The organism is Streptomyces sp. NPDC057280 (assembly GCF_042668605.1).
Lineage (GTDB): Bacteria > Actinomycetota > Actinomycetes > Streptomycetales > Streptomycetaceae > Streptomyces.
In genome coordinates, this window is the sequence record NZ_JBHUYR010000008.1 from 201,771 (window position 1) to 225,315 (window position 23,545).

17 protein-coding genes are annotated in these 23,545 nt (G+C 70.7%); 11 read left to right on the top strand and 6 right to left on the bottom strand.

Annotated elements, in window-relative coordinates; genetic code table 11:
• The first annotated feature begins 56 nt into the window (after positions 1 to 56).
• From ACFUO4_RS35585 to ACFUO4_RS35620, 8 genes are all read left to right on the top strand, one after another.
• Positions 57 to 3,893, top strand: a complete 3,837-nt coding sequence (locus ACFUO4_RS35585) for a nitrate- and nitrite sensing domain-containing protein (protein WP_383492640.1) — start codon at positions 57 to 59, stop codon at positions 3,891 to 3,893.
• A 9-nt stretch (positions 3,894 to 3,902) separates the two neighbouring features.
• Positions 3,903 to 4,316, top strand: coding sequence for a roadblock/LC7 domain-containing protein (locus ACFUO4_RS35590; protein ID WP_003973453.1), 414 nt, complete (start codon positions 3,903 to 3,905; stop codon positions 4,314 to 4,316).
• Between the two features lie 113 nt (positions 4,317 to 4,429).
• Positions 4,430 to 4,825: a DUF742 domain-containing protein gene (locus tag ACFUO4_RS35595; RefSeq protein ID WP_030611532.1), complete on the top strand. Its 396-nt coding sequence runs from the start codon at positions 4,430 to 4,432 to the stop codon at positions 4,823 to 4,825.
• A complete protein-coding gene (locus tag ACFUO4_RS35600) occupies positions 4,806 to 5,381 on the top strand; it encodes an ATP/GTP-binding protein (protein ID WP_015657619.1) in 576 nt (191 codons plus the stop codon). The genes ACFUO4_RS35595 and ACFUO4_RS35600 overlap by 20 nt, the downstream gene beginning before the upstream one ends.
• Positions 5,382 to 5,760: 379 nt before the next feature.
• Entirely contained in the window at positions 5,761 to 9,075 is a 3,315-nt protein-coding gene (locus ACFUO4_RS35605) for a nitrate- and nitrite sensing domain-containing protein (protein WP_383492645.1), read from the top strand.
• Positions 9,076 to 9,085: 10 nt separating this feature from the next.
• Positions 9,086 to 9,499, top strand: coding sequence for a roadblock/LC7 domain-containing protein (locus ACFUO4_RS35610; RefSeq protein ID WP_004983065.1), 414 nt, complete (start codon positions 9,086 to 9,088; stop codon positions 9,497 to 9,499).
• Between the two features lie 97 nt (positions 9,500 to 9,596).
• Complete coding sequence (locus ACFUO4_RS35615) at positions 9,597 to 10,184, top strand: DUF742 domain-containing protein (RefSeq protein WP_079310812.1); 588 nt, start codon at positions 9,597 to 9,599, stop codon at positions 10,182 to 10,184.
• A complete protein-coding gene (locus ACFUO4_RS35620; protein WP_026248371.1) occupies positions 10,165 to 10,746 on the top strand; it encodes an ATP/GTP-binding protein in 582 nt (193 codons plus the stop codon). The genes ACFUO4_RS35615 and ACFUO4_RS35620 overlap by 20 nt, the downstream gene beginning before the upstream one ends.
• A gap of 68 nt (positions 10,747 to 10,814) precedes the next feature.
• Here the strand turns inward: ACFUO4_RS35620 and ACFUO4_RS35625 are convergent, their stop codons facing one another.
• From ACFUO4_RS35625 to ACFUO4_RS35640, 4 genes are all read right to left on the bottom strand, one after another.
• Positions 10,815 to 11,339, bottom strand: coding sequence for a hypothetical protein (locus ACFUO4_RS35625; protein ID WP_383492649.1), 525 nt, complete (start codon positions 11,337 to 11,339; stop codon positions 10,815 to 10,817).
• Positions 11,340 to 11,419: 80 nt separating this feature from the next.
• The gene (locus ACFUO4_RS35630) at positions 11,420 to 11,608 is read right to left on the bottom strand and encodes an acyl-CoA carboxylase epsilon subunit (RefSeq protein WP_079310814.1); all 189 of its coding nucleotides are present in this window, start codon (positions 11,606 to 11,608) and stop codon (positions 11,420 to 11,422) included.
• A gap of 46 nt (positions 11,609 to 11,654) precedes the next feature.
• Complete coding sequence (locus ACFUO4_RS35635) at positions 11,655 to 13,238, bottom strand: acyl-CoA carboxylase subunit beta (protein WP_079310815.1); 1,584 nt, start codon at positions 13,236 to 13,238, stop codon at positions 11,655 to 11,657.
• Positions 13,239 to 13,392: 154 nt separating this feature from the next.
• Positions 13,393 to 15,708 carry a polysaccharide lyase 8 family protein gene (locus tag ACFUO4_RS35640; RefSeq protein WP_383492654.1) on the bottom strand — a complete coding sequence of 772 codons (2,316 nt, stop codon included), beginning with the start codon at positions 15,706 to 15,708 and terminating at the stop codon, positions 13,393 to 13,395.
• Between the two features lie 159 nt (positions 15,709 to 15,867).
• Between ACFUO4_RS35640 and ACFUO4_RS35645 the strand changes: the two genes are divergently transcribed.
• From ACFUO4_RS35645 to ACFUO4_RS35655, 3 genes are all read left to right on the top strand, one after another.
• Positions 15,868 to 16,422, top strand: a complete 555-nt coding sequence (locus ACFUO4_RS35645) for a YceI family protein (RefSeq protein WP_383492657.1) — start codon at positions 15,868 to 15,870, stop codon at positions 16,420 to 16,422.
• Between the two features lie 320 nt (positions 16,423 to 16,742).
• The gene (locus ACFUO4_RS35650; RefSeq protein ID WP_383492660.1) at positions 16,743 to 17,918 is read left to right on the top strand and encodes a Cmx/CmrA family chloramphenicol efflux MFS transporter; all 1,176 of its coding nucleotides are present in this window, start codon (positions 16,743 to 16,745) and stop codon (positions 17,916 to 17,918) included.
• 228 nt (positions 17,919 to 18,146) lie between these two features.
• Positions 18,147 to 18,932 carry a S1 family peptidase gene (locus ACFUO4_RS35655; RefSeq protein WP_383492663.1) on the top strand — a complete coding sequence of 262 codons (786 nt, stop codon included), beginning with the start codon at positions 18,147 to 18,149 and terminating at the stop codon, positions 18,930 to 18,932.
• Between the two features lie 94 nt (positions 18,933 to 19,026).
• On the opposite strand, the gene ACFUO4_RS35660 is transcribed toward ACFUO4_RS35655, so the two are convergent.
• Together ACFUO4_RS35660 and ACFUO4_RS35665 are read right to left on the bottom strand one after the other, a co-directional pair.
• A complete protein-coding gene (locus tag ACFUO4_RS35660) occupies positions 19,027 to 20,409 on the bottom strand; it encodes a hypothetical protein (RefSeq protein WP_383492666.1) in 1,383 nt (460 codons plus the stop codon).
• Between the two features lie 46 nt (positions 20,410 to 20,455).
• Positions 20,456 to 23,449, bottom strand: a complete 2,994-nt coding sequence (locus ACFUO4_RS35665) for a glycoside hydrolase family 3 N-terminal domain-containing protein (RefSeq protein WP_383492668.1) — start codon at positions 23,447 to 23,449, stop codon at positions 20,456 to 20,458.
• Positions 23,450 to 23,545 lie beyond the last annotated feature (96 nt).

Sequence of the window (23,545 nt, forward strand, 5' to 3'; positions counted from 1 at the left end):
CGACACCGTGCCGTCCGTTCACGCGGGGGGTGCCTGGTCCAGAGGTTGCGACGCTAGTGCAGGGACGTTTCAAGAGGGATGGCAGTGCTTCGGCGGAGCCGGAGCCGCACGGCGGGACTGCCCCCAGCAATGGCAGCTCCTCGCCCCAGCACGCCCAGAACCCGGGCCAGGTGGCGTCCGGCGACGGAGGTGCGCGCTCCGGCGCGACGCCCTCCGGGGCCCCGAACCCCACCGCTCCGACGGTCAAGCCGCCGAAGGGGCCGACCGGCCCCGGCTCGCGAATAGCGCTGCGCAACTGGCGTATCTCCACGCGCCTGGTGTCGCTGCTCGCGCTGCCCGTCGTCGCGGCCACCTCGCTGGGCGCACTGCGCATCAGCGACAACGTCAACGACATCCAGCAGCTCGAGAACATGAAGCTGCTCACGGACATGACCAAGCAGGCCACGGCCCTGGCCGAGGCGCTGCAGAACGAGCGTGACCAGTCGGCAGGCCCGCTGGCGCACGGCTCCAGCGCGAGCGACTACACGATCAAGGGGCTGCGGGACAAGAGCGACCGCGCCATCGAGGACTTCGTCGACTCCTCCGAGGAGATCGGCAACCAGGGCAGCAGCCTCCAGGGCATCCGCGACAACGTGGTGCTCCTGGTGGCGAGCCTGCGCGAGATCGAGAAGGTCCGCAACAACGCCTACGAGGCCAAGGACAACTCCACGCAGACCGTGGAGGCCTACCACCGGCTGATCACGCAGCTGCTGGACCTCTCGCAGGACATGGCGCAGGCCACCAGCAACCCCGACATGATCCAGCGGACGCGTTCCCTGGCGGCCTTCTCCGCCGCCAAGGAGTACGCCTCCATCCAGCGCGCCGTCCTCGCCGCGGCCCTGCCCGCGAACAAGACGTCCTTCGGCGACCTCTCCGAGAACGACCGGCTCTACGCCCAGTCGGCCCTGGAGAGCGAGGAGTCGGAGCTCAAGAGCTTCCAGTCCATCTACGGCAAGACCAGCGCCGTGGAGCTGCTGGAGCCCATCGGCGACAACAACACGACGATCCAGTCCGCCGACACCTACGCCAGCCGCGCCCTGGACTCCACCAACGGTCTGGAGAACCTGGACAAGCGGTCGTACAAGGACTGGCTCGACGACAGCTCCACCAAGATCGACCAGATGGGCAAGATCGAGAGCACCCTGCTCGAGCAGATGGAGCAGAAGGCCCGCGAGCTGCGCAACGAGTCGGAGAGCGAAGCGATCATCTCCGGTGCGCTGATCCTGCTGGTGCTCGGTATCTCGCTCGTCGGCGCCTTCGTCGTGGCCCGCTCCATGATCCGCTCGCTGCGCCGGCTGGAGGAGACCGCCACCAAGGTCGCCACCGACCGTCTGCCCGAGCTGGTCAAGCAGCTGTCCGAGTCCGACCCGCAGGACGTCGACACGTCCGTGGAGTCGGTCGGTGTGCACTCGCGCGACGAGATCGGCAAGGTGGCCGCGGCCTTCGACGACGTCCACCGCGAGGCGGTCCGCCTCGCCGCCGAGCAGGCCCTGCTGCGGGGCAACGTCAACGCGATGTTCACCAACCTCTCGCGCCGCTCCCAGGGTCTTATCCAGCGCCAGCTCTCGCTCATCTCCGAGCTGGAGTCGCGTGAGGCCGACCCGGACCAGCTGTCGTCGCTGTTCAAGCTCGACCACCTCGCGACGCGTATGCGCCGTAACGGTGAGAACCTCCTCGTCCTCGCCGGTGAAGAGCCCGGCCGCCGCTGGACCCGTCCGGTCCCGCTGGTCGACGTGCTCCGTGCCGCCGCCTCCGAGGTGGAGCAGTACGAGCGCATCGAGCTGGCCGCCGTGCCGACCACCGAAGTGGCCGGCCGGGTCGTCAACGACCTCGTGCACCTCCTCGCCGAGCTGCTCGAGAACGCGACCTCGTTCTCCTCGCCGCAGACCAAGGTCAAGGTCACCGGTCACGCGCTGCCCGACGGCCGGGTGCTCATCGAGATCCACGACACCGGCATCGGCCTCTCCCCCGAGGACCTCGCCGCGATCAACGAGCGGCTCGCCTCGCCGCCCACCGTGGACGTCTCGGTCTCCCGCCGCATGGGTCTGTTCGTGGTCGGCCGGCTGTCGCAGCGCCACGGCATCCGCATCCAGCTCCGGCCGTCCGACTCCGGTGGTACGACCGCGCTGGTCATGCTGCCCGTCGACGTCGCCCAGGGCGGCAAGAAGCCGCAGCCCAAGCCCGGCCAGGGCGCCGGTGGCGGCGCCCCGTCCGCCGCGCAGGCGGCCGCCGGCGCGGCCGCGGCCCGTGGCGGCTCCGGCCGGCCGGGCGGCGGTTCGCTCGGCGCCGGTGCGCCCGGCGGCGGTGCCCTCGGTGCCGGTGCTCCGGCCGGTGGCCGGCTCGGTAGCGGTCAGGGACCGCGGGCCGCGCTGCCGGGTACCGGCAACTCCGGCCGTCCCGGTGCGCCCGGTGGCGCGCGTGGGCCGCAGTCGCCGTCGGCTCCGTCGCAGGGCCGGCCCGCTCCGGCCGGTGCGGGCGCGGGCTTCGGCGGTCAGGCTCCGGGTGCTCCGCAGGGACTGCAGGCCGCCGGTACCGGTGGGTCGCAGGACGCCTTCGGCGGCGGTCGGCCGCCGCAGCAGCCCGCCCCCTCCGCCGGCGAGCAGGGCGGCCGCCGCAGCCGTCTGCTGCCGGGCCGCGGCGGTCCGCGCGCCGAGCTGCCGGGGGGCAACACGCAGCAGTCGCGGCCCAGTTGGAGCGACGAGAACGCCCAGCCGCAGATCTCGCACGCCTCGCTGGACGCCCCGCGCGGCCATGACGAGCAGGACCCGTCGCAGACCTCGCGCATGCCGCGGATCGACGACCGGCAGGGCCCGGGCGCCACGTCCGAGTTCCCCCGCCCGGACTTCGACGCCCCGATGCCGGGCACCGGCGGCCCACAGCACACCGGCCAGTTCCCCCGGCCGAACGCGGTCCCCGGCTCCCAGGACTCCGGGCAGTTCGCGCCCGCGGACTTCGGCGGGCCGCAGAGCACGGGCCAGTTCCCGCGGCCGGACTACGACGCCCCGCAGAACACCGGGCAGTTCGCCCAGCCGGGCGCCAACAGCCAGCAGGACGGCACGGGTTCCTTCGTCCGCTCGGACGTCTTCGGCACCCCGGCCCCGAACGGCCCGTCCGCGACCGGCCAGTTCCCGGTGCCGCAGGGCTACGACAACGGCTCCACCGGCCAGTTCCCGGCGCCGAACCACGACAGCAGCTCCACCGGTCAGCACGCGCTGCCGGGCCGCCCGTCCCCCGCCGGACCGGTGAACCCGCAGCAGACCGGCCAGTTCGAGCGGCCGCAACAGGGCGCCGGACGCGGACCCGCCGACTTCGGCGCCCCGCGGCCCCCGGCCCCGCAGCGTCCGCAGCGGCCGGTACGTCAGGAGCCCGAGGCGCTGCCGCCGGCGGCGGGCCCCGGCGACGGACGTACCCCGCTGTACGACACCCTGGAGACCAACTGGTTCCACGGTCAGGGCGGTCAGGGCCAGCCGGCGAACGGCAACGGCGCGGCTCCGGCCGCTCCCCCGGCCCAGGCTCCCCAGCAGCCGCAGGCTCCGGCTGCTCCGCAGCGGCCCGGTTCGGCCGCCTGGCGCAGCTCGCCGAACGACGACCTCGTCCGGCAGGCCGAGCGTGTCCGGCAGCCGGCCGCGGGCGGTGTCACCACCTCCGGTCTGCCGCGCCGGGTGCCCCGGGCGAACCTCGTCCCGGGCACGGCCCAGCAGCAACAGCACCAAGCCGGTCCGGCGGTCTCCCGTGCGCCTGATGACGTACGCGGCCGTCTGACCAATCTCCGTCGGGGTATCGCACAAGGTCGTCAGGCCGGCAACGGCCAGACGGGCAGCTTCCCGAGCCCCACTCACCAGCAGGAGCGTTAGTTGAGCCCGATGAGCCAGGCGGCACAGAACCTCAACTGGTTGATCACCAACTTCGTGGACAACACCCCCGGGGTGTCCCACACCGTCGTCGTGTCCGCCGACGGCCTTCTGCTGGCGATGTCCGAGGGTTTCCCGCGTGACCGTGCCGACCAGCTGGCGGCCGTCGCGTCGGGTCTGACCTCGCTGACGGCCGGGGCCTCCCGGATCTTCGAGGGCGGCAACGTGGCACAGACGGTCGTCGAGATGGAACGGGGATTCCTGTTCCTGATGTCCGTCTCCGACGGCTCGTCGCTGGCCGTGCTGGCGCACCCCGAGTGCGACATCGGCCTCGTCGGCTACGAGATGGCCCTGCTCGTCGATCGCGCGGGCGCGGTGCTCACGCCCGATCTCCGCGCGGAACTGCAAGGCAGTCTGCTTCACTGAACCGCCTCGATCCACCCGTCTCACGAAATCACCGTCGGCCGACACAATCCCCCCACCGGCCTCACCAAGACGGCACGACTGACCGGAAGTTTGCTGTCCCGCCCGGAGGATCAATGACCCCGCCCACCGCCTCTCATGATCCGTACGCGGAGCCGTACGAGGATGAGGGCGACCAGCCGCTGGTACGTCCGTACGCGATGACCGGCGGCCGGACCCGGCCGCGTTACCAGCTGGCCATAGAGGCCCTGATCAGCACCACGGCCGACCCGGCAGCGCTCATGGGCCTGCTCCCGGAGCACCAGCGCATCTGTCATCTGTGCCGCGAGGTGAAGTCGGTCGCGGAGGTGTCCGCGCTCCTGGCCATGCCGCTCGGCGTGGCCCGCATCCTCGTCGCGGACCTCGCCGAGGCAGGGCTCGTCGCCATTCACCAGCCGGGCGGCGACGAGAGCACCGGCGCTCCGGACGTGACACTGCTCGAAAGGGTGCTCAGTGGACTTCGCAAGCTCTGACGGAGGCCGGGCGACCACCTCCGCGAAGATCGTGGTCGCCGGCGGCTTCGGCGTCGGCAAGACCACGTTCGTCGGCGCCGTCTCCGAGATCAACCCGCTGCGCACCGAGGCCGTCATGACGTCCGCGTCCGCGGGCATCGACGACCTCACCCACACCGGGGACAAGACCACCACCACGGTGGCCATGGACTTCGGCCGTATCACCCTGGACCAGGACCTGATCCTGTACCTGTTCGGTACGCCCGGTCAGGACCGTTTCTGGTTCATGTGGGACGACCTGGTGCGCGGCGCGATCGGCGCGGTGGTCCTGGTGGACACCCGTCGCCTGGCCGACTGCTTCCCCGCGGTCGACTACTTCGAGAACAGCGGTCTGCCGTTCGTCGTGGCCCTCAACGGCTTCGACGGACACCAGCCCTACGCGCCCGAGGAGGTGCGCGAGGCGCTCCAGATCGGTCCGGACACCCCGATCATCACGACGGACGCCCGGCATCGCTCGGATGCGAAGAGTGCCCTGATCACACTGGTCGAGCACGCCCTCATGGCACGTCTGCGATAGCACTCAAATCGACAACGCCATACGGCAGTTGTCGTAGATGCCCCGGAGCCGGCTGTGTCCTTTGACACGGTCGGCCCCGGTGTTCATAACGTTTCGGCAGAGGAATCGGGTGGTACGGCCACGCGTCGCGGTCAACCGGTGTCGCTGCGCGCACAAAGGCCCCGTCTTTTGACGGGGCTCGCTCTTTATGACCGTTTTATCTGGGGCTTACATCACTCGGAATCCCTGCACTCCCATGTTTGGACGAGCGCAGGACCACGTGCTGGAATGCCTGAACTGCCCAATAGTCAAAGACGTACTCATCAGTCGAAGGCGAACTGGGCTCTGAGAGACTGCGGCACAACGTAGGTGCCGACCCCTCCGAGAGGTTGTTGGTCGAGTGAGGCGAAGCAAGAACGGTCCCGAGCCGTCGGCCCGGGGCAACTTCACCCCGCCGCCGCGCGGAGCGGCGCCCGCCCCTGTGCCCGGATCCGAACCAACGGCTGCCCCGGCGCCGAGCGGTGGCCGGCTGTCCCCCCGCAACTGGCGGGTGCCTACCAGGCTGAACGCGATCCTGCTCATACCCGTGCTGGTCGGCCTCGTCATGGGCGGCTTCCAGGTGAAGAGCTCGATCGACACCTGGCAGCAGGCCGAGGACGCCGAGAAGACCGCGCGTCTGGTCCGTGCCGCCCTGACCTACGGCGACGCCCTCTACAACGAGCGCGACACCACCGCCGCCCCTCTTCTGGAGGGCAAGGGCAAGGACGACAAGACGGTCGTCGCCGCCCGCAAGGCCACCGACGACGCGGCCGACGCCTTCGACGAGGCCGCGCAGAACATGCCGAAGACCGCGGGCCTGGAGCGCCGTCTCCAGCTGTTCCGCGAGGTCGAGGGCGACCTCACGAAGCTGCGCGCCGCCGCGTACACGGACGCTCTCTCCGGTGTGCAGACCGAAGAGGGCTACGTCCAGGTCGCGCACCCCCTGATGGAGTTCGCCAACGAGCTCGGTCTCGGCACCGGAAACATCACCAGCTACGGCCGTACCGTCTACGCCATCGCGCTGACCAAGGCCTCGCTGTCGCTCGAGCGCTCCATCGGCATGCACCTGCTGATCGCCCCGGGCCCCAAGGCCGAGAGCCTGGCCGCCCAGCGCACCGCGCTCACCTCGTACGCCTACCTCGAGGGCATCGCCATCGAGGAGTACATCGGTGGTGGCACCGAGGCCGACGCCCAGAAGCTCGACACCCTGCAGAAGCAGGCGCAGGCGGACGGCAAGGCGATGGCCGAACAGGCCGCGAAGAAGAACCCCGCCTACGTGCCGCCGCCGACCGACACGGCCACCTTCGTCAGGTACGTGGGCTCGCTGACCTCCACCGACAAGTCGGAGCGGGCGGCGCTCGCCACCAAGGGCGTCACCGCGGAGAACTGGTGGGCGTTCAACACGCTCAAGTACAAGACCTACCGGACCATCGAGTCCGACATGAGCGACACCGCGGTGGACGAGGCCGCGAGCATCGCCGACGACGCCAAGCGTGACGCCCTCATCACCGGTGCCGCCGTCGTGGTCGCCCTGCTCGCCGCGTTCATCCTGGCCGGCATGGTGGCCCGCCAGATGTCCCGCTCGATGCGCCAGCTGCGCAACGCCGCCTTCGGCATCGCCGAGCAGCGCCTGCCGATGCTGGTCGACCAGCTCTCGCGCACCGACCCCGGCCGCGTCGACACCCGGGTCGCGCCGATCCCGATCAACTCGACCGACGAGATCGGCGAGGTCGCCCGCGCCTTCGACCAGGTCCACCGCGAGGCCGTCCGGCTCGCCGCCGAGCAGGCCCTGCTGCGGGGCAACATCAACGCGATCTTCACCAACCTCTCGCGCCGCAACCAGTCGCTGATCGAGGGCCAGCTGACCCTGATCACCGACCTGGAGAACAACGAGGCCGACCCGGACCAGCTGGAGAACCTCTTCCGCCTGGACCACCTCGCGACCCGTATGCGCCGCAACGGCGAGAACCTCCTGGTCCTCGCCGGCGAGGAGCCGGGCCGCCGCTGGGACCAGCCGGTCCCGCTGGTCGACGTGCTGCGCGCCGCCTCCTCCGAGGTGGAGCAGTACGAGCGCATCGAGCTCTCCGGCGTCCCGGAGGCCGAGATCCACGGCCGTGCCGTGACCGACCTCGTGCACCTCCTCGCCGAGCTGCTGGAGAACGCCACCACGTTCTCCTCCCCGCAGACCAAGGTCCGTGTCACCGCGACCCGTCTTCCCGACGGCCGCGTGATGATCGAGATCCACGACAAGGGCATCGGCCTCACCGCCGAGGACTTCGCGGACATCAACCACAAGCTGGCCAACCCGCCGACCGTGGACGCCGCGATCTCGCAGCGCATGGGCCTGTTCGTGGTCGGCCGGCTGTCCGACCGGCACGGCATCCGCGTCCAGCTCCGCCCCTCCGGCGAGCAGGCCGGCACCACGTCGCTGGTCATGCTGCCGGACGCGATCACCCACGGTGGCGGCGGCGAGCAGCAGGCGCCGGTCGACGAGTTCACCGTCTCGCAGATCATCCCGGAGCAGCAGTACCAGGGCGAGGACTTCAACAACGGCCTGCCGATGCGGACGGCCGCCGAGCTCGGCTTCGACGACAGCCGCTACAGCACCGAGGTCCCCGACGACATCCGTGAGCTGGACCCCGTGGGCCGCTCCCTGATGCGCGAGGAGCGCCGCGCGGCCCTGGAGGCCCAGGCGCACACCCCGCAGCCCGGCCAGGAGGCGCCCGCGGCCCCGTCGTACGGCGACGAGTTCGACGCGCGCCCGGCCGGCTACGACAACGGCCAGGGCGGCTACCAGGAGCCCGCGTACGAGGAGCAGCAGGCGGCGTACACCGAGCCGCAGCACGCCGCGTACGAGGAGCCCCGGCAGCCGTCGTACGACGAGCAGTACTACGCGCCGAACGGCGGCCTGCCGCAGCACGACGCCTTCTCGTCGAACGGTGGCGGCTACCCCGAGCCCGCGTATGCGGAGCCGGTCCAGGAGGAGTCCGCGCCCGTCCAGGCCTCCGCCCCCGAGACCTTCCCGGCCTTCGAGGAGCGGCGCTACCAGGACGACTGGCCGCAGCAGGACACCTTCCAGAACGGCTACCAGGACCAGTACGCTCCCGAAGCGGAATCCGTGCAGGCCGCTGACGCGGGTGAGCGTGACCGCGTAGGCTTCGACCGTCCGGGACCTGCATCGTCGTCCGTCCACGAGCTGACCGACGCCGGCCTCCCCCGCCGCGGATCCACCGGTGGCGGAGCGAACGGCACGAGCAGCGCGAACGGTACGAACGGCACGGGCAGCGGCACGACCGACCTGTTCGGCGCGCGGTCCGTGAGCCGGGAGCCTGCGTCCTCCGCACCGGAGAGCAACGGCACCGGCAACGGCGACTGGCGCTCGGCCAACGACGAGCGCTGGCAGCAGGCATCGGCGCTCCGTAAGCCCAAGGCGGGCGGGGTCACCTCCTCCGGTCTGCCGCGGCGGGTCCCCAAGGCCAACCTGGTCGAGGGTGCCGCCGAAACCACCCCCCAGGGGGGCCCACAGGTCTCCCGTGCTCCGGAGGACGTCCGGGGCAGGCTGAGCAACCTGCGCCGCGGTGTCCAGCGGGGTCGCAACGCAGGCAGTGAAACGAACGGCCAGGCCACCAGGAATCAGCACGGTGGTCCTGACAGCACCTACAACCAGGAGCGTTAGTGTGAGCCCGATGAGCCAGGCGGCACAGAACCTGAACTGGTTGATCACCAACTTCGTGGACAACACCCCCGGGGTGTCTCACACGGTGGTGGTCTCCGCCGACGGACTCCTTCTGGCGATGTCCGAAGGGTTTCCGCGCGACCGCGCCGACCAGCTTGCGGCCGTCGCCTCCGGTCTGACCTCGCTGACCGCCGGTGCCTCGCGCATCTTCGAGGGCGGCAGCGTGAACCAGACGGTTGTGGAGATGGAGCGGGGATTCCTGTTCATCATGTCCATCTCCGACGGTTCCTCGCTCGCGGTGCTGGCCCACCCCGAGGCGGACATCGGCCTCATCGGGTACGAGATGGCCCTTCTGGTGGACCGTGCCGGCACGGTCCTGACGCCCGATCTGCGTGCGGAGCTCCAAGGGAGCCTGCTCAACTAACAGACAGACGGTGCGTTTTGGCGTCCCGGGGCCGTAAGGTTTCGGGACGCGGCTCCACAGTGATGCGGTGCCCGGCACAGTCGGAGGAGGAGAGAAAGTGGCAACACCCCCAGGCGGTTCATCGTCGGGCAATTGGTCGTACGGCCCCGGACAGGGCCAGAACGACGGTGCCCACAACCCGAACCGTTACAACTTCCCCTCCGCACCCAGCCAGCGGCAGCCGTACGCGCCCCAGCACCCGCAGGGACCCGGGCCGTCGCCGTACGATCAGCCGCCCGCGCCGCGCATCCAGCCGGTGCAGCCGCAGCGACGCTCCCCTGAGCCGGCGCCCGCAGGGTCGTCGAACAACCCCTTGGTGCGCCCGTACGCCATGACCGGCGGCCGGACGCGCCCCCGCTACCAGCTCGCCATCGAGGCGCTGGTGCACACCACCGCGCAGCCGCACCAGATGCAGGGCCAGTTGCCCGAGCATCAGCGGATCTGCAACCTCTGCCGGGAGATCAAGTCGGTCGCCGAGGTCTCGGCGCTGCTGACCATCCCTCTCGGCGTGGCCAGGATCCTCGTCGCCGACTTGGCGGAGGCAGGACTGGTCGCGATCCATCAGCCCGGCGGCGACGAGAACGCCGGCGGCCAGCCAGACGTGACACTGCTCGAAAGGGTGCTCAGTGGACTTCGCAAGCTCTAGCGGCGGTCCTTCCCGCTCCACCACCTCGGCGAAGATCGTGGTGGCGGGTGGCTTCGGCGTGGGCAAGACCACGTTCGTCGGGGCCGTTTCGGAGATCAACCCGCTGCGCACAGAGGCCGTGATGACATCCGCGTCGGCGGGCATCGACGACCTCACCCACACCGGAGACAAGACGACCACGACGGTCGCGATGGACTTCGGCCGTATCACGCTCGACCAGGACCTGATCCTGTACCTCTTCGGTACGCCGGGCCAGGACCGCTTCTGGTTCATGTGGGACGACCTGGTGCGCGGCGCGATCGGCGCGATCGTGCTCGTGGACACCCGCCGTCTCGCCGACTGCTTCCCCGCGGTCGACTACTTCGAGAACTCGGGTCTCCCCTTCGTCATCGCCCTCAACGGCTTCGACGGCAATCAGCCGTACAACCCGGACGAGGTCCGCGAGGCGCTCCAGATCGGTCCGGACACCCCGATCATCACGACGGACGCCCGCCACCGCGCGGACGCGAAGTCGGCGCTGATCACGCTGGTGGAGCACGCGCTGATGGCGCGCCTGCGGTAGGGACTGCGACGCGACACGGCCCCTGAGCCCCTCCAAGGAGGCTCAGGGGCCGTTGTGTTGACCGGGAGTCACCAGAGCCCGACGGGTTCGCGTCCGGCCGCCCTGAGCAGGATGTGCCGGACGGAACCCATCCCGTACTTGTCCTCGTCGCTGGAGAGTTCGGCGATCTCCAGCAGCAGGGGCCGCATGTCGACGCCTGCCTCACGGGCCTCCTCGCACATACCGTTCAGCAGGACCATCTCGTCCCGGGTGTCCCGGGCGTGGTCCCGCGCGGACAGCAGGAGCAGCTGCCGCCGGAAGGCCTGCGGGGCGCGACCGCGGGGTACGTCCGTGGCCCAGGTGAACGCGGCGCAGCGGTCGAGCAGTGCCCGTACCTCGATCCGGGCCTCCTCGTCCCGCTCGTAGAGCGTCAGCAGCTCGCGCAGCGCCCGCTCGGCCTCCTCGCGGACGTTCGCCTCGTCCAGGGGGTGCGGTCCTTCGCTCATGCGGGCCATCGCGTCGGGATCGGTGAAGTCCACCGGCCTGTTCACGATCGGTTTCAGCAGGGCGTCGATCAACTCGACCTCGTCCGCCAACTCGCCCGGTACGCCCATCGGTTCCCCCTCCGCGGGGACGACAGAAGGCCCCGCCCGCCCATGATGGACGGTCGGGGCCCTCGGTGTCGCTGAAGGGCTCAGTGCCAGCTGTGCGGGGCGCGGAAGCCGCCCTCGCGCTCCAGGCGGCGCCAGCCGGCCTTGGGGCGGCGGTGGGCCGGGGTCTCGGTGGGCCGGGCGGCCGCGCGGGCCAGGAGGAGGGCCGTGATGGCGGCGACTTCCTCGGGCTCGGCGTGGCCCTTCTCGACGCGGATGTCAGGGGTGCTCATAGGTCACAGTCTCCGTGAGAGAGGTTTCCGCAGCGGTACCTGTGGGTTACTGCGGGGGGTTGCCGTGCTTGCGGGAGGGCAGGTCGGCGTGCTTCGTCTGCAGCATCGCCAGGGACTTGATGAGGACCTCGCGGGTCTCGGCGGGGTCGATCACGTCGTCCACCAGGCCGCGCTCCGCCGCGTAATACGGGTGCATCAGCTCGGACTTGTACTCCTTGACCATCTTCTGCCGCATGGCCTCGGGGTCCTCGGCCTCGGCGATCTGCCGGCGGAAGATCACGTTGGCCGCGCCCTCGGCGCCCATGACGGCGATCTCGTTCGTCGGCCACGCGTAGGTGAGGTCAGCGCCGATGGACTGGCTGTCCATGACGATGTAGGCACCGCCGTACGCCTTGCGCAGGATCAGCGAGATCCGCGGCACGGTCGCGTTGCAGTAGGCGTAAAGGAGCTTCGCGCCGTGGCGGATGATGCCGCCGTGCTCCTGGTCGACGCCCGGGAGGAACCCGGGGACGTCCAGGAAGGTGACGATCGGGATGTTAAAAGCGTCACACATCTGGACAAAGCGCGCAGCTTTTTCCGATGCCTCGATGTCCAGGACGCCCGCGAGGGACTGCGGCTGGTTGGCCACGATGCCGACGACCTGGCCGTCGAGGCGGGCGAGGGCGCAGATGATGTTGCGGGCCCAGCGCTCGTGGACCTCCAGGTAGTCGCCGTCGTCGACGATCTCCTCGATGACCTTGGCCATGTCGTACGGCCGGTTGCCGTCGGCCGGGACCAGGTCCAGCAGGACGTCGCCGCGGCGGTCCGGCGCGTCGCTGGACTCCACGCGCGGCGGGTTCTCGCGGTTGTTCTGCGGGAGCAGCGAGAGGAGGTAGCGCACCTCCGCGATGCAGGTCTCCTCGTCGTCGTACGCGAAGTGGCAGACGCCCGAGGTCTCGGCGTGGACGTCGGCGCCGCCGAGGCCGTTCTGCGTGATCTCCTCGCCGGTCACGGCCTTGACGACGTCCGGGCCGGTGATGAACATCTGCGAGGTCTCGCGGACCATGAACACGAAGTCCGTGAGGGCGGGGCTGTAGGCCGCGCCGCCGGCGCACGGGCCGAGCATCACCGAGATCTGCGGGATGACGCCGGACGCCTTGGTGTTGCGCTGGAAGATGCCGCCGTACCCCGCGAGGGCGGAGACACCCTCCTGGATGCGGGCACCGGCGCCGTCGTTGAGGGAGACCAGCGGGGCACCGGCCGCGATGGCCATGTCCATGATCTTGTGGATCTTGGTGGCGTGGGCCTCGCCCAGCGCGCCGCCGAAGATCCGGAAGTCGTGCGCGTAGACGAAGACCGTACGGCCCTCGACCGTGCCCCAGCCGGTGATGACACCGTCGGTGAACGGCTTCTTGGCCTCCAGGCCGAAGCCGACCGCGCGGTGCCGGCGCAGCTGCTCGACCTCCTGGAAGGACCCGGGGTCGAGAAGGAGTTCGATGCGCTCCCGGGCGGTCAGCTTGCCCTTGGCGTGCTGTGCCTCGGTCGCCTTCTCGCTCGGTCCGGCCAGTGCCTGGGCACGGATCTCGTGCAGCTCGGCCACTCGTCCGCGTGCGTCCGTCGGCTCACCCGGCGCGTCATCCAAAACGGTCATGTAGCGACCTTACGAAGCGCGGCAAGGAAAGCGGGCCGTCGACTCCGTACAGTCTCCGGCCCGTTTTCCTGGTACCCCTGAACAGAACTTGAGCGGCATGCAGCCTTTCCGACTGCCCAGGGGGCTTCCCGCTTGTAGAGGTCTCACAAAGTGGTCAGCCGAGAGCCACCTCACATTCGTGCGTGGCACATGCCCTCCCCGGGGTGACACGGACGCGCAGACGGCGGCCTGCGCCGAGGATCTCGACGGGGTCGTCGGCCCGGAGGACCGCGCGTACGGGGTGGTCCCAGACGATCTCCAGCGGCTCACCGGTGCGCGGCGGCTCGCTGACGCAGAGGGTAGCGGTGCGGCCCCTGCGGCGGAGAAGCACGCTCGCGCCCGCTGAGGCGGTCAGCGGCCCTGCCGTACCGGCCTGCCAGAAGTTGGCGGCCGTCAGGCCCAGGGCGGGGACCCGGACCGCCTGCCGGGTGCCGTCGTTGGCGAGGACGGACAGCCAGCGCCGGTCGGCGGCCCGGGCGGCCGTCTCGTGGCGGTCGGCGCCGGGCAGGAGGACATAGACGTACGTGGCGTCGACGGGGTCGGTGCCGTGGTCGAGCCAGAGGGTCTGCCAGCGCCGGGTGGCCCGTTCCGTCGTACTGGTGGTGTTGATGTCGGACCAGGCTCCGGTGCGGTCCTCACGGAGGGCGCGGAGGGCGCCGTACGGCAGGACGTAGCCGCCGTGGCCTTCGAGGTGGGCCCAGCCGTCGCCGCGTACGAAGGGCTGGGTGCCGTTCTCGCCGAGGTTGCGGTTGTCGACGACCGTCTCGACCGGGACGCCGTCGGCGCAGGTGATGCCGGCGCCCAGGCAGATCACCGCGTCGTCGACGCAGAACCACGACTTGCGGGCCTGGAGGGTGGAGCCGAGCCCTTTCAGGTGCTGGCCGACCGCCGCGTACTCACCGTCCGTCGCCCCTCCCACCCAGCGCACGTCGGGCTTGGGCTCGCCCCACTCGCCGCCGGCCTTGTCGGGGAGGCGGCGGGTGGACACGGTCGTACCGGGGAGGCGGTACCAGTCGACGGTCGGCCAGTACCAGTCGGTGAACTGGTCCCCGTTGCCCTCGGCCCACCACGAGAGCATTCCGGCTCCCGTGTGCCAGCCGCGCGGGTTCTCGCCGTTGCCGCACTCGTAGTGGGCGATGCGGTCGCTCGCCATGGCGATGTTCGCGACGAAGCGCGGGCGGCGGTGGACGGCGCGGTCCATGGCGGCGAAGAGGTGGTGGCCGGTGGGGGCCGGGACGGCGGGGACGGGTGATTCGGCCACCTCCCGGAGCCGGGCCAGGTCCGCGACCCCGAACTGACGCGCTGTCAAGATCGGTGTGATGGTGTCCCGTTCGATCCAGTCCTTGATACGGCCGTACCAGCGCTGTCGCTCCGCGGGGCTCGCGCCGTCCGCGAGGAGGGCGATCGCGGCGATGACCCCCTGGCCGTGGAAGTGGTCGCTGCGCATGACGTGCCGGTCGTCGCTCTTGAGGTAACCGCGGCTGATGGCACGGCCGTTGACGCTGTCCATCATCAACCCGTCATGGATCAGCGGTGCGTAGGCCTGCTCGACGCTGTCGAGGACGATCTGCCGGGCGGGGTCGGTGACCTCCCACCCGGATCCCGCGAGAAGGGCGAGGAGACGTCCGAGGCCGTCGAGGAGGACCTGGCCGTACGTCCCCGAGTAGGCGACCCAGGTGTGCTGCACGAAGGAACCGTCGGCGTAGAGGCCGTCCCCCTGGGTGACGTGGGGGAAGACCGGCGAGAGGGCGTCGCGGGCGAGGGCGATGCGGTCGGGGGCGCGGCCGAGGATGCCGCGCAGGGCGACCGAGCGGCACAGGTCGACGCGGTTGGCGCCGGTGGAGGTGCCGGAGTAGTCGGTGAGCATCGCGTCGGGGATGAAGTGGTCGACGGCGGCGCAGGCCGCTTGCCGCTGCGCGTCCGTGAGGTGGTCGTGGAGGGCGGCCGTGACGTCCATGAGGAGGCGGGGGCTGCCGATCTGCCATTCCCACCAGTTGCCGTAGCGGGTGGTGGTGGGGTTGTAGATCGTGGCGGAGAGGTGGTCCAGGCCGCGGATCACGTCCGAGAGGAGGGCGTCGTCGCCGGTGGAGCCGGTGCCGGGCTGGACGTACGCCTGCGCCATCGTCCACAGGCGGCTGTAGCTCTGGGTGATGCCGGAGGGCGGGTCGTAGGGGCGGTCGGGCCACAGGGAACGGGCGGTGGGGGCCATGGCGGCGCGGAAGGCGCGGGCCAGGGTGCCGGTCTCGGCGAGGCGGGAGGCGTACGGCTCGGAGGTGGGGTCGTAGCCGGTGCCGAGGGCGATGTCGAGCCAGCGGTGGCGGAGGTCGGCGTACGGGTCGGGGCCGGGACCGGGGTCGGCGGCGCGGCTCACCGAGGTGCGGGTGGCGACGAGGGTCGCCGCGAGTAAGAGGGCCCTGCGGGTGAGTCTCATGGAGTCACCGTGACGTGAGGTCATGCCCTGGGCATCTACCACCTCAGCGTATTCACGCCAACACATTGCGGATGACGTTGAAACTTGAATGGAATAGGTCTACGGTCGTCCGTGTTGGTTAGTTCAACGTTCAACTTACACACTCCGAAGGAGCACACCATGGCGAACACCGACCTGACCGCCCTGACCGGTGACTACACGATCGACGCCTCGCACTCCACCATCGGCTTCACCGTCCGGCACGCCATGGTCACCAACGTCAAGGGCAAGTTCAACGACTTCACCGGCTCGCTGCACCTCGACGGCGCCGACCCGTCCGCGTCGACGGCCTCCGTCGACGTCAAGATGGAGAGCATCGACACCGGCTCCGCCGACCGTGACGGCCACCTCAAGAGCGCGGACTTCTTCAAGATCGACGAGTTCCCGACCATGACCTTCCGCTCCACCAAGGCGGAGGCCCTGGGCGACGAGGACTACCGCATCACCGGTGACCTGGAGATTCTCGGTACGACCCGCCCGATCACCATCGACCTGGAGTTCAACGGCGCGGCCAAGGACCCCTTCGGCAACGAGCGCGTCGGCTTCGAGGGCAAGGCGGAGATCAAGCGCTCCGACTGGGGCCTGACCTGGAACGCGGCCCTGGAGACGGGCGGCGTCCTGGTCTCCGACAAGATCAAGCTGCACTTCGACATCTCCGCGATCAAGAACGCGTGATGCCTCGGCGAGAGCGCCGGTGAGTCGACGTGACGCACCGGCGCTTCGCGCTGCCTTTCGACCGTTCCCTGTCGATCGCTTCCTTGCGATCACTTCCTTTCGATCGTTTTCTTCGATCGCTGCTCTTTAATCCCTGCGCGGGCGGCCCCGGACCGAGTAGCCTGCCCGCGTGTCCAGCCCCGAGGCGTCCAGACTCCGGCCACCGGCTCTCCGGTGGCTGTTCGTGATGACGGGCTGACAGGTCCCGCTCCGCGCTGCCCGGACGGCCGGTACTTCGTGCCGTGTTCGACTTCTTCTGCTTCGGGTTGCGGAGTTCCTTCATGCCGTTTGCGTTGTTCCTGCTGGGCGTCGCCGTGTTCGCCCAGGGGACGTCCGAGTTCATGCTGTCCGGGCTGCTCCCGGACATCGCCCGTGAGCTGCACGTGTCCGTCGCGGACGCCGGTGCGCTCACCACTGCCTTCGCCGCCGGGATGGTGGTGGGGGCGCCCCTGATGGCCGGGCTCGCCCGGCGCTGGTCGCGGCGCGGTGCGCTGCTGGGGTTTCTGGTCGTCTTCCTCTGCGTGCACGTGGTGGGTGCGGTGACCGGAAGTTTCGCCGTACTGCTCGTCACCCGGGTCGTGGGAGCGCTGGCCAACGCCGGGTTCCTGGCGGTGGCGCTGGTCGCCGCGGCCGGGATGGTGCCGCCGGACGCCAAGGGGCGGGCCACCTCGATGCTGCTGGGCGGGGTCACGCTGGCCTGTGTCGTGGGGGTGCCCGCGGGGGCGCTGCTGGGGCAACTCTGGGGCTGGCGTGCCGCGTTCTGGGCGGTGGCGGTGCTGTCCGTGCCGGCCGTGCTGGCGGTGGGCCGGTCGGTGCCCGGCGGTGCCGCGCCTCAAGGCCCCGCGCTGAGCGGTGAGTTGAGGGTGTTGCGCGAGCCCGGGCTGCTCGCCCTCCTCCTGCTCGGCGCGCTCGTGAACGGGGCGACCTTCTGCACGTTCACGTATCTCGCGCCCCTCGTCACCGAGGTCGCCGGACTGGGCGACACATGGGTTCCGGTCGTGCTCGCGCTGTTCGGGGCCGGGGCGTTCACCGGAGTGCGGGTCGGAGGGCTGCTGGCCGACCGGCGTCCCGGGGTGACCGTGGGCGGCGGCGGGCTCGCCCTGTGCCTCGGCTGGGCCGCCCTCGCGCTCGGCGCCGGGAACCCTGCTGTGCTGCTCACCTTGGTTCTCGTGCAGGGCGCGCTCGCCTTCGGAGTCGGGTCCACACTGATCTCCCAGGTGCTCTACGCGGCCCCGGGCGCGCCGACGCTGGCCGGCGGATTCGCCACGGCGGCCTTCAACGTGGGGGCGGCTTGCGGGCCTTGGGCCGGCGGGGCGGTCATCGACGCGGGCATCGGGGGCGGGGACGGGTATCGGGCGCCGGTGTGGGTGAGTGCGGGGCTGGTGGCGCTGGCCCTGGTGACCGGGGCCGGGATTCAGGCGAGGGTGCGTCCCACGACGGAGCTTCCCGGCGCCTGACCACGTGAACGCGGCATCGGCCGGAATGACCTTGGTACGTGGCCGGATTCCACCCCTTGCCTCAGATCTCACAGCGTTCTCATAATCCAGCGACAGATTTGACTTGCTCATGCCATCCGATGGGCACTTCTTTGCTGTGCCGATCCGCTGTGCCCCGTCCGTATCGCCTGGCATCTGCGCGTCCCCTCTGTGATCCCAGCACTTCCACCCCCCACGGAAGGCATCACGTTGAAGAGACTCCTCACGGCCCTCAAGAGATGCGCGGCCCTCGGTGCCGCCGCCCTCGCGATCGCCAGTCTTCAGCCCGTCTCGGCCGCCCAGGCCGCTCCCGCGCCCGTCGTCGGCGGCACGCGGGCCGCGCAGGGCGAGTTCCCGTTCATGGTCCGGCTCTCCATGGGCTGCGGCGGGGCGCTGTACACCCAGCAGATCGTGCTGACCGCCGCGCACTGCGTGAGCGGTTCCGGGGCCAACACCGGCATCACCGCGACCGCGGGGGTCGTCGACCTCCAGTCCACCAGCGGGCGCGTCCAGGTCCGTTCCACCAGGGTGCTGCAGGCGCCCGGCTACAACGGCACCGGCAAGGACTGGGCGCTCATCAAGCTCGCCCAGCCGATCAACCTGCCCACGCTGAAGATCGCCACGACCACGCAGTACAACACCGGCGACTTCACCGTCGCGGGCTGGGGTGCGGCGCGTGAGGGCGGGGCCCAGCAGCGGTACCTGCTCAAGGCGACCGTGCCGTTCGTCAGTGACGCCACGTGCAAGGCGTCCGGCGGGTCGTACAGCGATCTCGTCGCCAGCGAGGAGATCTGCGCAGGATTCGCGGCGGGTGGGGTCGACACCTGTCAGGGTGACTCCGGTGGGCCCATGTTCCGCAAGGACAACGCCGGGGCCTGGATCCAGGTCGGGATCGTCAGCTGGGGCGAGGGCTGCGCGCGGCCCAACGCGCCCGGCGTCTACACCGAGGTGTCCACGTTCGCCTCGGCGATAGCGTCGGCGGCGTCGACTCTCTGATCTGACGGCACCTGCTTCTCGTACGACCTTCCGCGGGCCCGGCGCACCTACGCGCCGGGCCCGTGTCGCTGTGGGAGGCCCACACCCGCGTCGCTCAGAACCCGCCCCCGAAGTCCCCGCCCCCGCCGAAATCCCCGCCGCCGCCCCCGTCGCCTCCGAAGTCCCCGCCCCCGAACCCCCCGCTGAAGTCGTCCGAGTCGAAGTCCGCGCCCGAGACGTCGCCGCCCTCGTAGCCTCCGGGGCCGCCGAAGTCCCCGTAACCGGTGCCGTAGTCGGCGGCGTAGGACGGGGTCGCCATCATGCTGCCCAGGACCGTGCCGACCAGCAGGCCGGGGAGGATGCCGCCGCCGAAGTAGCCGCCTGCCCAGGGGCCGTACGCCGGGCCCGCGTCCCAGTAGGGGCGGCGGCCCGCGTCCGTGTCGACCTCGCGCATCACGGGGTCGCGGCCGTCGGCCAGGCGGGTGGCGTCGGCGGCGCAGACCGGGACCTCGCGCGGGGCGCCGGACGGGGGCGTCCAGGTGGCGTCCGTGACGGAGGGGCCGTGGCGGGGGTCGAAGAAGCAGGGGGCCCGGCGTTCCGGCAGGGGCCTGCCCTCGCGGCGGGCCGCGAGTTGGGCGAGGGAGAAGCGGCCTTCCTCCAGGGCCTGCGTCACGGCTCGTACTTCTTCCGGTTTGCCGACCCCCGCCATCAGCGTCTTCGCCTGCTCGTAGGCGTCCAGCGCGCGCTCGTAGTCCGCGCGCATCGCGTCGTCCGCGCCCTGCTCCGCGGGGTGGAAGTCGAGGCGGTCCAGTTCCTCGCCGAACGCGGTGATGTCCTCGTCCACGACCACCCGGAGCTTCTCCAGTGCCGCCCGCTGCTCCTCCGCGCGCCGGCGGCGGTTGCGGCGGACCAGGGCGTAGGTGCCCGCGCCGCCTGCCACCAGCACCGCACCGACCGTGATCAGCGCGCCCGTGGGGACGCCGTTGTCGTCGGAGCCGGTGCCCCAGCTCGCCGGGGCCGAGCCGCCCATGTTCGTCAGCGCGCTGTCGGTGAAGTCGCCCAGCTGGGCCCGGGTGTCCTCGCCCGCGACGGTGGTGACGAGGTGGTGCACGGCCGCGCGCGGCAGGACCGAGGAGTCGGCGCGGGCGTCGAACCGGTCGCCGAGGCGGATCGCGTACAAGCCGGTGACGCCGGTCGCCGTGCGCAGCTTGGTGAAGAGGTCCTGGGTGGGGTAGCCGGCCGGCAGGACGGCGATGAAGAGCGGCTTGTCCGCGTTCTTGATCTGGTCGGCCAGGGTGGCGGCGTCGGAGGGGGACAGTTCGCCGGAGGCCGCCGGGTCCACATAGACGGGGCTCTCGCGGAGCGCTGCGGCGATCGCCGAGACGCTCGTGGCGGCGGACGCGGGCGGTGCGAGGGACGGCCACAGGACGGTCAGGGCGGCGAGCGCCAAGGCCGCCAACAGCCGGGGGAGGCTTCGGGTCCGTAGGGCGGACTTCATACTCCGACGCTACCCGAAGCCTCCCAAACCAGGACATCGATCCTGGTCAGGTCGCCCGGTAGGCCGTCAGCAGGCGCTCCACCGCCTTTCCGTACCGTCCGGTGAGGAGCAGGTGGTCCGCCTCCGCGAAGGGCTTCGCGGAGCCCGCCGTCACCGGCCGCTGCTGGACGATCAGCCGCGCCTTGGTCACCAGGGCGCGCCCCACCTCGTCCGCCCCGGCCTTCTCGGCCGCGGCCGCCGCGACGGCGAGGGCCTTCAGGGTCGTCGCCCCGCCCTCCGGGACTCTGGTCAGGGTGGTCAGGCCCCAGCCGTACGGGAACTGCGGGTCGTACGTCGCGTCCCCGACGTTGATCGGCAGCTGCGCCTCCGACTTGGGCCAGGTGACGGGAAGTTGGCCGGTGAAGGGCCGCCTGCCGTAGAGCACGTCGGCGACTCCGGCGCCCTCGGTGCCGGGCAGCCAGGAGGCCACGAGGGCGTCGATCGCGCCGAGCCGGTCGCCGATGAGCTGCGGGCGTCCCGACACGATCAGCACCGCGCACTTCATGGCCGCGCACACCTTGTCGACGGCCGCCTTGTCGGCCGCGGACAGCTCCAGGTCGTGGCCGTTGCCGACGTCACCGACGCCCTCGGCGTACGGGGTCTCCCCGACGACGACCACGCCGACGTCGTAGCCGGTGGTGGGCGCCGAGGCGTCCCTGGAGTACGTCACGTCTCCCCCGGCGTCGCGCAGGCCCTCCAGGATCGTCGTCCCGGGGACGATGTTGCCCGACGAGCCCTGCCAGGTGACCGTCCAGCCGCCGGTCTGGTTGCCGATGTCGTCGGCGTTCGCGCCGGCGACGTACACCTTCTGGGACTTCTTCAGCGGCAGCACACCGCCCGCGTTCTTCAGCAGCACCTGCGACTCGGCCGCCGCCTGCCGGGCGACCGCGCGGTGTCCGGCGGAACCGATCTTCGCCGCGCCGCTCGTGTCGGCGTACGGCTTCTCGAAGAGGCCGAGCCTGAACTTCTGCGTGAGGATGCGCGACACGGCGTCGTCGATCCGTGCCTCGCTCACCCGCCCGGCCTCGGTCTCGGCGACGAGGGCGGTGCGGAAGTCCCGGTAGGCGTAGGGGGCCATGACCATGTCGACGCCGGCGTTGACCGAGGTGCGGACGTCGGAGGTGTAGTCGCCGGGGATCTGGTTGATGCCGTCCCAGTCGCTGATGACGAAGCCGTCGAAGCCCATCCGGCCCTTCAGCACGCCGTTGATCATGTCGGCGCGGGCGTGCATCTTGACCGGGCCCTTGCCGTCGCCGATGACGTCCAGGGAGGAGTAGGAGGGCATGACCGTGCCGACGCCGCGGTCGACGGCCGTCTCGTACGGGGCGAGATGGATCGCTTCCAACTGCTGCGGGGTGACGGTGGTGACGCCCTGGTCGATGGTGTAGGTGCCGGTGGTGGAGGAGCCGTAGGCGGTGCCGCCGTCGCCGACGAAGTGCTTGGCGGTGGCGAGAACCTTGTCGTCGTCCTTCAAGTCCCGCCCGTTCGCGGCGCCTTGGAGGCCCTGGATGATCGTCTCCATCGAGTCGACCAGGGCCGGGTCCTCGCCGAAGGACTCGTAGGAGCGGCCCCAGCGTTCGTCGCGGGTGACGCAGAGGCAGGGCGCGAAGTCCCAGGGCACGCCGGTGGCGCGGACCTCGGCGGCGGTCACCGCGCCGGTGCGCTGGGCGAGTCGGGGGTCGCGGGTGGCGCCGAGTCCGATGTTGTGGGGCATGACCGTGGCGCCGACCAGGTTGTTGTGGCCGTGGACGGCGTCGACGCCGTAGATCAGGGGGATCTGGAACCTGGTTGCCTGGGCCCGGAGTTGGAAGGAGTCGATCATCTTCGCCCAGGCCTCGGGGGTGTTGGGCGTGGGGGTGGAGCCGCCGCCGGAGAGGAGCGAGCCGAGGGCGTACGCGGCGATGTCGCCGCCGGTCCCGACCGCGCCCCGCTCCGCCTGGGTCATCTGACCGGCCTTCTCGGCGAGGGACATCCGGGAGAGGAGATCGGCGACGCGGGCCTTGACGGGCAACTTGGTGTTCAGATACGGCAGTCCGTGGGCGTCGATCACGATTTGCGGGGTCTCGTCGGGGGCCTTGGCACCGGTGACGGTGAGTTTCAGCGGGATGGTCTCGGCGCTCTCCGCGTCCTTGTCCTTGAGAGTGCGGACCTGGATCGTGCGAGTGGCGCCGGAGGCGGAACCGGCGGGGAAGGTGAGGGTGCCGGAGACGGGGACGTAGTCCTTGCCGGGGTCGGCGGGCGTCTCGTACGCGACCGTCACGGGCTCGTCGACGGGCGCGGAGCCGGTGGTGGCCAGGGTGACCTTGACGGTGGCGGTGCCGCCTTCCCGCACCGGGTACACCGGCGCGTCGGTGAGGACGGAGGCGCGCCGGGACTGGTCGGCCCTGCCGTACAACTCGACGCCGTCCATCGCGAACTGGCCCGGCGTGCCGACCGGGAGGGTGACCGCGTATCCCCAGGTCTCGGTCAGTCCGAGGATGTGGTCGATGCCGCCGACGGGCTGGTAGTCGGTGCGGTACGCGAAGTCGGTGAAGGGGATCTCGATCTGTTTCCAGCCACTGAAGTCGTCGGTGAACGACGTCGTCCAGAGCTCGGAGGCCTCGCCGTTGGCGCCGCCGTCCTTGAGCTCGAAGGCGATCTTCTTGCCGTTGTCCTGGCCGTCCCACCAGAAGCGGATGCCCTTGTGGGCGGACCAGTCGTGGGCCGGGTCGTTCGCGGCGAAGTCGTGGGTGAAGCCGCCGTAGCCGCTGATGTCGTAGGTCCCGGCGAGGACCTTGGCGCCCTCGGGGGCGTCGGGTCTGGTGGCCAGCTGGAGCGTGGGTGGGTCGTCGCTGTCGCTCCCCCAGGTGAAGATGCCCTCCGCGGGCTGGGTGGCGAAGGGGACCTCGCCCTCGAAGCGGTCGACAGGGACCGGCGGCGGGTCGTCGGCCGCCTGCGACACGGTCGGCGAGAGCAGCGCGGCGGACAGGGCCGCGGAGACGAGCAGGGCGGTTCTTGGCATAGACCTTCCCTCGACTCTCTGGTTCACTCTGGCTCGAGCAGTTCACTCATGACTTAGATCACGCCATGAGTTAACTAAGGCCCCGCAGACCCGTCA